The sequence below is a fragment of the Paenibacillus sp. FSL F4-0097 genome (genome assembly GCF_038593125.1).
GTDB classification, from domain to species: domain Bacteria; phylum Bacillota; class Bacilli; order Paenibacillales; family Paenibacillaceae; genus Paenibacillus_AQ; species Paenibacillus_AQ odorifer.
In genome coordinates this window covers 442,480-455,771 of record NZ_CP151965.1, presented here as the reverse complement: position 1 = coordinate 455,771, position 13,292 = coordinate 442,480, and the positions used below count along the sequence as shown (strand labels likewise).

General features: G+C 41.1%; 12 protein-coding genes. 9 read left to right on the top strand and 3 right to left on the bottom strand.

The window, feature by feature from the left end; genetic code table 11:
- Positions 1-198: 198 nt before the first annotated feature.
- Positions 199-1,080 carry a nucleotidyltransferase domain-containing protein gene (locus MHH86_RS02025; protein ID WP_342479614.1) on the bottom strand — a complete coding sequence of 294 codons (882 nt, stop codon included), beginning with the start codon at positions 1,078-1,080 and terminating at the stop codon, positions 199-201.
- A gap of 185 nt (positions 1,081-1,265) precedes the next feature.
- Here MHH86_RS02025 and MHH86_RS02020 point away from each other — a divergent pair, with 185 nt between their 5' ends.
- The 3 genes from MHH86_RS02020 (at position 1,266) to MHH86_RS02010 (ending at position 3,970) form a co-directional block, all read left to right on the top strand.
- Positions 1,266-2,312: a YncE family protein gene (locus MHH86_RS02020; RefSeq protein WP_342479613.1), complete on the top strand. Its 1,047-nt coding sequence runs from the start codon at positions 1,266-1,268 to the stop codon at positions 2,310-2,312.
- A 93-nt stretch (positions 2,313-2,405) separates the two neighbouring features.
- Entirely contained in the window at positions 2,406-3,095 is a 690-nt protein-coding gene (locus tag MHH86_RS02015) for a helix-turn-helix domain-containing protein (protein WP_036683516.1), read from the top strand.
- 20 nt (positions 3,096-3,115) lie between these two features.
- Positions 3,116-3,970 carry an IS3 family transposase gene (locus MHH86_RS02010; protein ID WP_081383579.1) on the top strand — a complete coding sequence of 285 codons (855 nt, stop codon included), beginning with the start codon at positions 3,116-3,118 and terminating at the stop codon, positions 3,968-3,970.
- 120 nt (positions 3,971-4,090) lie between these two features.
- Here MHH86_RS02010 and MHH86_RS02005 read toward each other — a convergent pair whose 3' ends face one another.
- Positions 4,091-5,614 carry a DHA2 family efflux MFS transporter permease subunit gene (locus tag MHH86_RS02005; RefSeq protein ID WP_036682711.1) on the bottom strand — a complete coding sequence of 508 codons (1,524 nt, stop codon included), beginning with the start codon at positions 5,612-5,614 and terminating at the stop codon, positions 4,091-4,093.
- A 205-nt stretch (positions 5,615-5,819) separates the two neighbouring features.
- Between MHH86_RS02005 and MHH86_RS02000 the strand changes: the two genes are divergently transcribed.
- The 5 genes from MHH86_RS02000 to MHH86_RS01980 all read left to right on the top strand — a co-directional run bounded on the left by MHH86_RS02000 (position 5,820) and on the right by MHH86_RS01980 (position 11,282).
- A complete protein-coding gene (locus MHH86_RS02000) occupies positions 5,820-6,710 on the top strand; it encodes a TetR/AcrR family transcriptional regulator (protein WP_235219480.1) in 891 nt (296 codons plus the stop codon).
- Positions 6,711-6,787: 77 nt separating this feature from the next.
- Positions 6,788-7,477, top strand: coding sequence for a response regulator transcription factor (locus MHH86_RS01995; protein ID WP_076148008.1), 690 nt, complete (start codon positions 6,788-6,790; stop codon positions 7,475-7,477).
- Positions 7,474-8,478: a sensor histidine kinase gene (locus MHH86_RS01990; protein ID WP_076148006.1), complete on the top strand. Its 1,005-nt coding sequence runs from the start codon at positions 7,474-7,476 to the stop codon at positions 8,476-8,478. The genes MHH86_RS01995 and MHH86_RS01990 overlap by 4 nt, the downstream gene beginning before the upstream one ends.
- A 106-nt stretch (positions 8,479-8,584) precedes the next feature.
- Positions 8,585-9,346 carry an ABC transporter ATP-binding protein gene (locus MHH86_RS01985; protein WP_038568421.1) on the top strand — a complete coding sequence of 254 codons (762 nt, stop codon included), beginning with the start codon at positions 8,585-8,587 and terminating at the stop codon, positions 9,344-9,346.
- The gene (locus MHH86_RS01980) at positions 9,336-11,282 is read left to right on the top strand and encodes an ABC transporter permease (RefSeq protein ID WP_038568418.1); all 1,947 of its coding nucleotides are present in this window, start codon (positions 9,336-9,338) and stop codon (positions 11,280-11,282) included. The genes MHH86_RS01985 and MHH86_RS01980 overlap by 11 nt, the downstream gene beginning before the upstream one ends.
- 164 nt (positions 11,283-11,446) lie before the next feature.
- Here the strand turns inward: MHH86_RS01980 and MHH86_RS01975 are convergent, their stop codons facing one another.
- On the bottom strand, positions 11,447-12,118 hold the full coding sequence (locus tag MHH86_RS01975) for an O-methyltransferase (protein WP_076179680.1): 672 nt from the start codon (positions 12,116-12,118) through the stop codon (positions 11,447-11,449).
- Positions 12,119-12,346: 228 nt separating this feature from the next.
- Between MHH86_RS01975 and MHH86_RS01970 the strand changes: the two genes are divergently transcribed.
- On the top strand, positions 12,347-13,243 hold the full coding sequence (locus tag MHH86_RS01970; RefSeq protein WP_076179679.1) for a LysR family transcriptional regulator: 897 nt from the start codon (positions 12,347-12,349) through the stop codon (positions 13,241-13,243).
- Positions 13,244-13,292: the final 49 nt, after the last annotated feature.

Below are 13,292 nucleotides of genomic sequence, written 5' to 3'. Positions count from 1 at the left end.
CCGCTACAGCTAGCTATCCACTACGATCACCCAAACACTATAGCCACCTCAACCATCCGACCATTCCACCACCCCAGCTACTACGCTACCCAAACACTTCAGCCATTCCACCGCTTCAACCATTTCAGCCCACTACAGCCATCCCAGCAACCCCGCCACCACAGCTACTCTACTCACCCAAACACCCTATAGCTCCACTCACTCCTCCATAAACTTCCACCACTCTACTAACCAAGGTTCATCGATCCCCCGCATGCGGAATTCCTCTACAAGTATCTTCCGGAATCGTTTTTCCATTTTGACAAAGTTATTATCCTCTTGGTACATAGGGGCAAAGGATTCATCATCTCTAATAAAACTCCAAAAATCGCCCGCACACTCCAAAATCTTTCGGCCGACAGCTGTTTGTTTGGCTACAGGTACCAGCCATTTGTCATAGGGGTAGGGGTAACCTTCAATAGTAATGGCACAGCGTAATGCTTCTTTATAAAGAGAAACCGCTAAAAATAAAATAGGAAAGGCGTCGCCACGCACTACAGGATTATCTAAGCTTTTGGCATAACTTCGTAACTGTATGTATGAATTCTTACGAAATCTCATTAGGACTCCAGGTTGGAGGGGCACATAGGCATCAAAAAGTGACTTTACAGCCAATCGGTCATAGTAGATATAAGAAATAGAAGCATTCCACAGCCATTCCATATTTCCGCTCATTAACGCCGCTTTGATTTCTGATATTTTATGCAGTGTGTAATGTCCGGTCTTGCCGCTGGGAAGTCGTAAATCCATAAAAAAACTACTTTGCTCCGGGATCAGCCCCGCTTGCTCGAACCGATGATTAATGCTGCTATAATACTCATCCTGACAAATAATGATTACATCCACATCCGACTGCTCATCCACCACACCAAGTGCGGTCGATCCATCAAGGAGAATACTTACCCGCTGACTCTCCTCTTTCATTAACGGATGATTTAGAATTTCTTGTGTGATATACTGCCCAATTTCCTCTAATAATTCGCTATGAACCTGCATCTTATCAGGTATTAATAAAATATCCGACAACACTGATTTCACCATCTCAACCCCAACCTCCAATCAATCTCAATTTCTCAAAAAATAAAACGCTTACACCTAACCTAATATTTGGATAATGGAGTACCATTCTACACTCCTAATATATATCTTGCAAGGATAAATGAAGTACCCTTTTGCCTAAGCCTAAATATAATGAAGTATCTATTTACTTGGAAAGGGGTAAAAGCATGGCGCAGCCAAAAGTGATTGCTACAGTCCGCTCTGCCGGACCGATCGGAGATATAAAAGTAAATGTCGTCACGAATCGAGTATACTTTGTAAACCCAGACACCGAGGCTGGAACTATCGGGGTATTGGAGGGCAGAACTAATCGCATTATCGCTCGGATCCCTGTAGGAAGACTGCCGTCTCAGCTCGGAATCAACCCCCAAACCAACCGGATTTATGTACCTAACTTCCGTGACGAAAACGTATCTGTCATAAACGGGCGGACAAACCAGGTAATCAAAACTGTCAAAGTAGGCCGATTCCCAGACAATATCGGAGTAAATATTCGAACCAATCTGATTTATGTAACTAGCGCATTCGGAACCCTATTCATCATAGACGGGAAAACAAATCAGGTCCGTAAAAAGATTGAAATCGGTGGACGCCCCTCCAGAATTGTTATCAATGAGCTTACCAACCGTGTCTATGTGACCAATACAGTAAATGATAGCGTCACCGTCATTAACGGAACTACACAGGCGATCATTGCGACAATAAAAGTCGGAAGTAACCCCGTGATAGCGCCAGCACTTAATAAAATTACCAATCGTATTTATGTCGCTAATAACTTGAGCCGGTTTCTTTCTGTGATCAATGGCCGAACCAATAAATTGTTGCGTAATGTACAGCTGGGACGTTTGCAAAGTGAGGTCGTTATAAATCCGCTGACGAATCGTATTTATGTCTCAAGTGCACAAGTGGAGGGTAAGGGCAGGCTGTTTGTCATAGATGGGCGCAACAACAAAATTATAACCACAAAGGTGTTGCCTACCTCCTCCAACACGATTATCAACCCGAATACAAATCATTTATTTGTTGGTAATTTTGATAAGAATCATATGTCCGTTTATAACGCCACCACGTTTAAACGGCTCGCAAGATTCTCCTCCGTATCAGGCAGCACTGTGCTAAACCCGCTCACAAATAGAATTTATGTAGGTGGAAACGACTCCATAACGGTCATTCAAGATGGACCAAGACTCACTCAGAGTTCTATTTTTAATTAAGACAAAAAGACGCCCACCATTGATAAGCTCCCATCATAGTAGACAGTAGAAAAAACAAAAACTTCTACTGCTACAATGATGGGAGTTTTTCTAATGTCTAATAGAAGTCCAACATCTTTAAAAGTAAAATTACATGTCGTAGGGCTGTGCCTTGAGCACAAGTCAAATCCAAACTATGAGGCAAAGCAGCTAGGTCTTAGTTCACACACAGTTAGAGAATGGATTAGGAAATATAAAGCAGATGGTTTGGACGGGTTGAGGGAATCGAGAACATGGAAATCATACCCAAAGGAATTGAAGCTTGCTGCTGTTAACGAAGTGTTGTCTGGTCGTTGCTCCGTTGAAGAGGTGACAAACAAGCATTATATTTCAAGCAGAAGTGTTTTGACAAAATGGATTACCAAGTATACTAATGAGATAGAATTGAAACCTACACATACAGGAAAAGGACTATCTCATATGAACCAAGGACGTAAAACAACTTTCGAAGAACGCATTGAAATTGCACAATATACCATCGCTAATGGATTGGATTATCAGAAAGCGATTGAAAAGTACGGAGTATCTTATCAGCAAGTTTACGCATGGGTTCGGAAATATCAAGTTGGCCGCGAGGAGGCTCTTCAGGACAATCGCGGTCGCAAAAAGCCTGTAGAAGAACTAGATGAGCATGACCGCCTTAAACTACGGATTAAAGAGCTAGAAGCGCGAAATGAATACCTAGAGATGGAGAATGACTTCGCAAAAAAGTTGGCGGAGATCAAGCGACGAAATACACGCTAACCCTCGTTCGACAAGTAAACTTGTATCAAGCGATTCAAGAACTGAACAAAGAAAAAGGTCACGCAATTACGAAGTTGTGTGCGTTAGCTGGGGTTGCTCGATCTGCCTATTACAAGTGGTTAAAATGGAAACCCTCTTGCATAGAACTTGAAACTCGTGCGTTAGCGAAAGAAGTAAAGCTACGATATGACAAGCGAAAAGGGATTCTTGGCTATCGTCAAATGCGCACGCAATTAAACCGAAAGCTCAAAAAGCAGTACAACAAAAAGCGTTATTACCGAATTATGTGTGCTCTTGGGCTTAAAGCAGTCATTCGCAGAAAACGAGCGAGTTATGTGAAAGCTACGGAGATCCATGTAGTTGAAAATGTAATGAACCGTAACTTTGATGCCAATTCTCCTAATTCAAAATGGTGTACAGATGTGACTGAACTGAAGTACGGGAATGGGCGCAAAGCCTATTTGAGCGCTATTATTGATGTATATGATAATTCCATTGTCTCATGGGTATTAAGCCATTCCAACAACAATAAACTCGTGATGGATACGTTGAAGAGGGCTTACGCGAAGAATCCTGGCGTATCCCCTCTTTTACAAAGCGACAGAGGCTTCCAGTACACGTCTCATGAGTACAACCGACTTCATGTAAAATACGGATTTAAGAAAAGCATGTCTCGTGTGAGTCGGTGTTTGGACAACCAACCTATTGAGCGTTTTTGGGGTACATACAAGTCAGAAAGCTATTATCTTACAAAGTATGACACCTATGATGATGTCCTCACAGAGGTTAGCAAATATATTCACTACTACAATAATTACCGCTACACAGAGTGTTTGGATGGCTTGTCACCTAGCGAATACCGACGAGCTGCATAACGAAGATACCTCAGTTCTGGCAATACGAACTGAGGTATCTAAACTAACTATTTTTGTTTTTTACACTGTCCACTTGACAGGGAGCACTTCACATAGGTGAGCGTCTTTCTGCATAGCAAATTACATCGATCTAGCGGATGAAACTTGTTTAACAGCCACTTTTTCTTCGACTGTTTCTGTATCCTTAGGCTGTATCCCTCTTTTTATGAAGAAAGCTAGGATAAAGGCAATGATGGCTACGCCTACTGACACTAAGAACGCATCGTTAATTCCTTCGATCGTTGCTTTTGCGATGACTTGGTTTTGAATACCAAGCAATTGCTCTGCAGAAGGTTTAGCCGTTAATTTACTCACAGCTTCTGCTACCATATCTTTGACATGTGAAGTGGTACTGTTAGACATAATCGTTACAAGCAGCGCCCCGCCAATCGCTCCGGAGACTTGCTGAATCGTACTGTTCATGGCTGTACCATGCGGTGTATATTTAGCCGGGATGGAGTTCAGACCATTGGTCATCACAGGCATCATAACCATTGAAATCCCGAACATTCTCACAGAATACAAAATCATAAGTGTCGAATATTTCGTTGTTTCAGTTAGATCACTAAAGAAATACGTACTGATCACTACGATAGCCAGACCCATTAACGCCAAGACTTTGCCGCCGAATTTATCGAACAATTTACCTGTGATTGGAGACATAACCCCCATAATCAATGCACCAGGCAACATTAGGAGTCCCGAATCCAGAGGTGAAATGCCTCTAATATTTTGCAGGTAAATCGGCATTAACATCATCGCTGAGAACATCGCCATATTCAGTGTAATCGAAATCGCTGAGGATAAAGCGAACATCGGATATTTGTACACTCTGAAGTTAAGCATAGGCTCCTTCATTCTCATCTGGCGCATTATGAATATCACTAAACCAATTACCCCGATAATAAGGGTGGAGTAGACCATTGGATCATCCCATCCTTTATTCCCAGCGGAACTGAAGCCGTATAGAAGACCCCCGAACCCAATCGCTGATAGAACTACAGATAGAATATCGATTTTAATAGCCACATCTTTTTTAGGATCATGCAGTTTGAAGAAGGCAAGAATGAACACCAATACGGCGATAGGTGCAATCATAAAGAACAGCACAGGCCATTCATAATGCTGAATAATCCATCCTGACAGTGTAGGACCAATGGCTGGTGCAAAAATCATAACCAAACCAAACATCCCCATGGCCGAGCCGCGTTTTTCAGGTGGAAATGTGGTAAACAATACATTCATTAATAATGGCATCATAATTGCGGCCCCTGAGGCTTGGACCATTCTCGCAATCAATAATACAGGGAAACTTGGAGCAAAGCCTCCAATAAAGGTCCCTATTGCAAATAATCCAATGGCGATTAAGAATAATCGTCTCGCTGTATACTTTTGAATTAAAAAGGCCGTTGAAGGAATCATGATCCCGTTCACTAGCATATAACCCGTCGATAGCCACTGTACCGTTGAGGCACTGACATCAAAATCCTTCATAATCGATGGTAAAGCTATATTGAGTAGTGTATTACTTAGTAAAGCAACAAATGCACCAATCATAAGGATTGCCAAAATCCCATAGGACGCTTTACTTTCTTTCGTTTTCATTTTGGAATCCTCCATTCTATAATCATACCGTCGGTTCAAATTTGAACTTATGTTACAATGTAGAATATATTACTCTTATATTTACTGCTTGGCAAGTCAGAATTCATTTAAAAACTAAATTGTATTAAGTGGAAATATAAGCTAGTCTATTCTACGTGAAGTGTTTTTTTTGCACAAAAGAGTCCAGCTTAAAGGGGCACCTAAGATGATAAATAAACGGAAAGAGCAAGTAATTCAAAAAGCACATGAATTATTTATTGAAAAAGGCTACCACGCCACATCCATACAGGACATTCTGAATCACAGCCGGATCTCCAAAGGATCTTTTTATAATTATTTCCCTTCCAAAGGGGATCTCTTTAAAGCTGTATTCACCTCTATTCATGACCAGCTGGAAGAAGGCAGAAATGGCCTGCTCATTGGCCAGGACCCCTCTGACATTGATATATTCGCTAAACAAGTTCAACTGGTTATGAAAATCAATAAGAAAAATAAATTGTTGCAGCTGGTTGAAGATGCCCTGGTCTCCAATGATCCCGACTTAATTACGTTCATCAAAAAAACTAAATTCACCTTATTAACCTGGGTGCATGAACGTTTCCTGCATATATTTTCTGAAGATAAGAAGCCCTATCTACTGGATGGAGCCATCATTTTCACAGGCATCTTGCAACATATGCTGCAAATTAACAGTGCCATGAATGAAGTCATTACCTCTCAACAAATCATTAATTATTGCACTACTCTTATCCAGACGATTGTTGAGGATGTAAGCGAAAAAGGAATCCAGCTTATCTCCCCCGATCATGTAGGGAAACTATTGCCTGTTGCTGAATACACTGATTTTTTTAATAATGATTTATCGTTTGCGACCGTGAGCTTAAAAAAAATCATAGATAAATCATTCGCCGCTGATGATCCTAACCTGTCCAATGCACTAAAGCTGTTATATTTTATCCAAGAAGAGATCATGAACAACAAGGAACCAAGAGAGTTCTTAATCGAAAGCGCCCTGCTCTCCTTGAAAATGTGCCCTCAATTTAATGAAACGAAGGAATTTGCGCATTACCAGACAGTGTTATCTGCAATGCTCTAAGCACAATCAAAGTATGGCTTCAATCGTTTAAGCGTATTCTAAACGCAAGGTACGAAACTAAAAGTGTGGTGACCGATTTGTTCAAGCTTTTATTAATCGAAGATGATACAACGCTGTTTAATGAGATCAAAGAGCGGCTTACGCAGTGGTCTTATGATGTATATGGCATTCAAGATTTCAACAATGTTACACAGGAATTCACGGAAATCAAACCTGATTTAGTGATAATTGATATCCAATTACCCAAATTCGATGGATTTCATTGGTGCAGAATGATTCGCTCTCACTCTAACCTGCCGATTATCTTCTTATCCTCCCGGGATCATCCGACAGATATGGTGATGTCCATGCAGCTGGGAGCCGATGATTATATCCAAAAGCCCTTCCATTTCGATGTACTCATTGCCAAGGTGCAAGCCATTCTCCGACGTGTGTACAATTACAATTCGGATAACATTGAACTCAAAACGTGGTGCGGAGCTACCGTCGATTATGAGCGGAATTCAGTGACCAACGACACGGGATCGATTGAGCTTACCAAAAATGAGATTTTCATATTGAAATTACTCATTGAGAAAAAGAATAAAATTGTCACCCGCGAGGAATTAATTAATAGCTTATGGGACGATAAGCGCTTTATTAGTGATAACACCCTCACCGTCAACGTAAATCGGCTGCGCAAAAAGCTGGACGAGCTTGAATTAGGGGCGTTTATTGAGACGAAGGTTGGACAAGGGTACGTAGCCATTGAAGAGGATTCTCTATGATAAAAAAGTACCTGCTCGAAAGACTCGGTTGGATTCTGCTCTTTCTCTTTGTACATCTATTTATGCTCTTTATCACCTTTATGGACCCGACCATCCCCCTGTCTTCAGTGCTCTATCTGGTCTCTTTATCAATGATTTTTTTCGTAATTTTTCTAGTCATTCGCTATCCTAAGGAAACCAGATTTTATAAAAGCTTAAATGAGCGGGACGATGATCTCGATCTGACAAGTATCGCTCTTGCCGAAAGTCCTTTTGAGAAAATCATCGAAGAGAGCATCACCAACCAAGTGAAACTGTTAAAGAGGACTGCTTCAGACAATCTAATGAACTTGGAGCAAGAGAAGGATGAGCTGTTATCCTGGATTCATGAAGTAAAGACTCCACTGACCGCAATGCATCTAATGATTGAACGTATAGAAGATGATGTTATGAAGAGGCACTTGACCTATGAGTGGCTGCGTATTCATCTGCTGCTGGATCAGCAGCTCCACCAAAGACGGATACCCTTTATTGAAAACGATCTGTATATGGAGCAAATCGATATAGAAACGCTTATTTTTAGTGAGATTAAGACGTTACAGTCTTGGTGTATTCAGAAGGGAATCGGCTTTGAGTTGCACTTAGAAGCTGCTGAAGTGCTTAGTGATGCTAAATGGCTGGCTTTTATCCTCAGACAACTACTAACCAACGCCGTAAAATATAGTGAAGCTTCTGATATTACAGTGAATAGCTACCAGCAAGCTGAACATATCGTTCTTGAGGTGAAGGATTCCGGGCGCGGGATAGATCCGAAGGACCTGCCGCGCATCTTCGATAGAGGGTTTACTTCCACTACTGTACATCGCGACAATGCAGCCACAGGCATGGGCTTATATTTAGCTCAGAAAGCAGCTCAATCCTTACTCATCATCATCGGGGTTCAATCCAAGCTTGGAGCGGGAACAACATTTACTTTAACCTTCCCACTCAAAAATGAATTCGTTAAAATCTCAAGCATGTGACAACAATGTCACATGCTTTTATATTTTGTTCGGGCAATCGCAGGATAAGAACAATAAACTTTTTTATAATAAGGCTATACAAGAAGAAACGAAGGAGTGAATCATTATGGCAATTCTAGAAGCTACTAAAATTCATAAAAGCTATGGCAATAAATTAAACAAACAATCCGTGTTAAGCGGACTCGATATTCGTATAGAAGAAGGCGAATTCGTTGGCATCATGGGGCCTTCCGGTTCAGGTAAAACAACCCTACTCAACGTACTCTCGTCGATCGACAAAATCAGCAACGGATCTATTACCATTGAGGGCAATGAAATCTCCAATATGAAAGAGAAGCAGCTCGCGGAATTTCGCAAAAATCATTTAGGTTTTATTTTTCAAGAATATAATCTCTTGGACACACTGACGGTAAAGGAGAATATCCTGCTGCCACTATCCATTACCAATACACCCAAGAAAGCCGCCAATCAGAAATTCGAAAGTCTCGCAAAGGAATTGGGGATTTTGGAATTAAAAAATAAGTACCCCAATGAAATCTCTGGCGGTCAAAAACAACGTACCTCAGCAGCTCGTGCCTTCATTCATGATCCAAGTATTATTTTTGCTGATGAGCCTACCGGGGCGCTGGATTCTAAATCCGCTTCTGATTTATTAAATAAGCTAAGTGAACTCAATCAAAAACGAAAAGCAACCATCGTTATGGTTACGCATGACCCAGTGGCTGCCAGTTATTGCAGTAGAGTTATTTTTATAAAAGATGGAAAAATCTATACGCAGCTAAATAAAGGAGAACAATCAAGACAAGTTTTCTTCAACGACATTATAAAAACACAGGGTGTATTAGGCGGTGTGCAGAATGAGCATTAATGTATTAATGATTCGAAATCTGCGAAAAAACATTCGAAATTACTACCTATACGTGTTTGCGCTAGTTTTTAGTGTGGCCTTATATTTCGCCTTTGTCACCTTGCAATATGATCCCTCGATGGATGAGCTGGAAAGCTCTATCAAAGGGGGCGCAGCCATCATGGCTGCCTCGATTTTACTAGTCGTAATTGTCTCTATTTTCCTGTTATATGCTAATACGATCTTCATCAAACGACGCGGTAAAGAAATTGGCTTATTTCAGTTAATTGGAATGACCAAAAATAAAATCTTCCGCATTCTTTCGGCAGAGAACTTTATTCTGTATTTCGGTTCCTTGGTCCTGGGGATATTGGTTGGCTTTTCTATCTCAAAATTAATCCTCATGATCTTATTTAAGATAATGGGGGTCGATGCTATAGCCTCCCTTCATTTCTCTATCGAAGCTTTGATTCAGACGTTGATCGTATTCTGTGTGATTTATCTTTTGATCATGCTGATGAATTATGGATTTATTAAAAGACAAAGTATTTTATCCTTGTTCCGGGTGACCTCAACAACAGAAGGTACAGTGAAAAAATTATCCTTCTTTGAAATGATCATAGGGATTGTCGGAATTGGCCTAATCCTATTGGGCTATGTGCTCTCCTCTAAATTACTTACCGAAGACGTAACCTCAATGAATCAATTGGCTATATCCATGATTACTATTTTGGGATCCGTCATTATTGGGACCTATCTATTTTATAAAGGCTCGGTAAGTTTTATTTTTCATATCATTCGTAAGCGGAAAAACGGCTATCTGAACATTAGAGAGGTTCTATCTCTTTCCTCCATTATGTTTCGCATGAAATCCAATGCCGTATTATTAACCATCATTACAACGGTATCGGCACTAGCCCTGGGTTTATTATCCCTTAGCTACATTTCCTTTTACTCTGCTGAGAAAACTTCCAAGCAATATGTCCCAACGGATTTTGTATTCACGAATGCCCAAGAGGCTGAACAATTTACAAAGATCCTAACGGCAAATGATTTAGTATTTACAGAAAGAAGGACCCAAGTCCTTCAGGTCGATGTAGATGTTGAAGAGATTCTTGTTAAAAAACCGGACGGAGACAATATGTTTTCAAATATTATGACCCTGGCGGTCATAAGTGAAAATGCACTTGAAGACGTTGATCTAACTCCAGATAAAGCTTATTTCACGAAATCAAGCAGTACATTGGATAATTTTGTTACTATGAAAGATAAAGGTGCGATTGAACTCAAAGGGTTACATGAGGTTTTTCCGCAGGATTATAAAAGATTAGATATCGAAAGTCCCATTTCAGGGTATTACACAGGTGGTGGCTTACCGGTTGCGGTTGTAGACGAATCTATCTTTAAGCGCTTAAAGAAGGATTTAGATCCTGCCCTTCAAAGAGGATCCTCCCTTAATATCGGGATTGATATGAAAGTCCGGGCCAGCGTTGAACAGGCAAATGAACTTTTCAAGACCTTAAAATTTGATGAGAATAACAAACAAGACTCTCAATTAGAGTCGATAAAAGGTCAAAAACAAAATATGGGACTCATTATGTTTATCGTTGCTTTTCTGGGGTTAACCTTCTTGATTACCTCCGGATGTATTCTATACTTTAAACAAATGGATGAAAGTGAAAATGAAAAACCTAACTACACCATTCTGAGAAAGCTTGGATTCACGCAAGGTGATCTGCTCAGAGGTATACAGATGAAACAATTGTTCAACTTCGGTATTCCATTAGTCATAGGTCTGCTTCACAGCTACTTCGCCGTTAAATCCGGCTGGTTCTTATTCGGCACAGAGCTTTGGACACCGATGATTCTGGTGATGCTGTTATACACTGCTTTGTATTCGATCTTTGCAATATTGTCCGTCTTCTATTACAAAAAGGTGATTAAAGAGGCGCTTTAAAATAACGAAGGTGTTCCTAAAGCCATCATGGCTTAGGGACACCTTTGTTTGATTTGATATCATTTACAGGTAGGAGGCACCGGCATCTATCGGACACAGATGAACCTCTTTCTAAGCAATAGCGTCACTGGGGTCCGTAACGCTCAGAGGACCTGTGAAATCCCTCAGCTATTCACAATCCCCAATACAAATCCATCATAACCTTTGCTTCCCACCGTCTGAATGGCAGTAGCCGAAATTCTAGACTCTTCAGCCAACAGATCATAGAATTCCCGTACGCCTACTACACGAGCGTCTTCGCTATTCTCATTAATGACCTCACCTTCACGAATCACATTATCTCCAAGGATCACCGATCCGGGCTGGGAGAATTGCAGCGCCCACTTTAAATAGTTAGGATTATTCGGTTTATCGGCATCTATAAAAATAAAGTCGAAGGGTTCAACGCCCTCTTGTTTCATCTGAGACAGTTGCTCTAATGCATCCCCTACACGAAGCTCTACCAGATGATCCACCTCGGCAAGCGATAGATTAGCTTTAGCTACCTGCGCATGGATGGGATCCAGCTCCAAGGTAACTATCTGTCCGTCAGACGGCAGGGCTCTTGCCATCCAAATCGTACTGTACCCGCCCAAGGTGCCAATCTCCAAAATCCGGCGTGCACCTTTCATTTGCACCAGTAGATTCAGGAATTTCCCCTGACTGGGCGAAACATCAAAGGGCGGCAGCCCTGCCTGTTGATTGGTGACCAACACTTCTTCCAACACAGAGTCCTGTGGAATCAGGCGCTCTGTAATATACTGATCGACTTTATCCCAAGTAGTCGTTTGATTCATATTTATCACTTCTCCTTTAGTATTTGTTCATGGTTGAAATCCGGAGACAAAGGCGATCGCTACGCTCCTACAGTTCCAAACCTCCTCTCCATTACTCCTTTCCCTAATCTCATTTTTCCAAGTTCATCTTTATATCTGTATTGTAAATCAGTTATAATCATAAATATAATATATCTTTAAGTATAATTTATATATTTAATATATAAATTGAAGAATGGGAGTTTAACCATGAACCTACATGCCTTACGCTTATTCCATGTAATCGCATCGACAGGCAGTGTGACACGCGCTTCAGAAATTTTAAATATAAGTCAGCCTGCCATCACTGCGCAGATTAAGAAGTTCGAAAAAGAACTGTCCTTTACCCTATTTAAACCTCAAGGCAGAGGAATCGCTTTAACGGATGCTGGGGAAGAGCTTACTCTACTCGCCAAGCGACTGTTCGCCGTAGAACAACAAATTGAACAATTCGCTCAAGATTATGTTAACGGCACTAACGGAAGTATCCGTCTAGCCGCAACGTATTTGCCTGCTCACTTTCTCATTCCTACCTGGATTGCAAAGTTTAAGCAACAATATGAACAAGTGGAGATGATGATCACCACTACCAACTCAAGTGATGCCCTCAAGCAGCTGTTAAATGTAGACGTGGATATAGCTATTTATGGAGGAATCGCCGAGGCTTATCCAGATACAATCCAGACAGAGGAGTTATTTCAGGACGAGTTATGGTTTGTAGTCGCACCCGATCATCGTTATGCCAATCAGCAGGTTTCTCTATCCGAAATGATGATGGAACCCTTTGTTATGCGTGAAAAAGGAAGTTCAACGCGGGAGCGATTATTATCTTTATGCCGCACATACAACACACCCGCTCCTATCATCTCTTTGCAATTTAATGGACTACATGAAGCCATCAAAGCCGTTATCGCCGGATATGGTGCAAACTTCGTTTCTTCATTAGTCGTACGCAAATATGTAGAGCGTGGAGAATTGTGCCGAGTATATGTAGAAGGAATCCATCTGAAGAACACCATTGCGATCTGTACACGTAAAAATGAGCCCTTATCAGCAGCCGCAGTGAATTTAATTGAGATGATTCGTCACAATCCTTATACGATATAGCGGAATGATCGCTCATTCTCAATCGAGTAGGAGGGGGCGGCTAGCCCCC

Excerpts from the sequence above, each read along its gene's own strand:
- MHH86_RS02025 (WP_342479614.1), bottom strand. The coding sequence starts at position 1,080 with ATGGTGAAATCAGTGTTGTCGGATATTTTATTAATACCTGATAAGATG.
- MHH86_RS02020 (WP_342479613.1), top strand. The coding sequence starts at position 1,266 with ATGGCGCAGCCAAAAGTGATTGCTACAGTCCGCTCTGCCGGACCGATC.
- MHH86_RS02015 (WP_036683516.1), top strand. The coding sequence starts at position 2,406 with ATGTCTAATAGAAGTCCAACATCTTTAAAAGTAAAATTACATGTCGTA.
- MHH86_RS02005 (WP_036682711.1), bottom strand. The coding sequence starts at position 5,614 with ATGAAAACGAAAGAAAGTAAAGCGTCCTATGGGATTTTGGCAATCCTT.
- MHH86_RS02000 (WP_235219480.1), top strand. The coding sequence starts at position 5,820 with ATGATAAATAAACGGAAAGAGCAAGTAATTCAAAAAGCACATGAATTA.
- MHH86_RS01990 (WP_076148006.1), top strand. The coding sequence starts at position 7,474 with ATGATAAAAAAGTACCTGCTCGAAAGACTCGGTTGGATTCTGCTCTTT.
- MHH86_RS01985 (WP_038568421.1), top strand. The coding sequence starts at position 8,585 with ATGGCAATTCTAGAAGCTACTAAAATTCATAAAAGCTATGGCAATAAA.
- MHH86_RS01980 (WP_038568418.1), top strand. The coding sequence starts at position 9,336 with ATGAGCATTAATGTATTAATGATTCGAAATCTGCGAAAAAACATTCGA.
- MHH86_RS01975 (WP_076179680.1), bottom strand. The coding sequence starts at position 12,118 with ATGAATCAAACGACTACTTGGGATAAAGTCGATCAGTATATTACAGAG.
- MHH86_RS01970 (WP_076179679.1), top strand. The coding sequence starts at position 12,347 with ATGAACCTACATGCCTTACGCTTATTCCATGTAATCGCATCGACAGGC.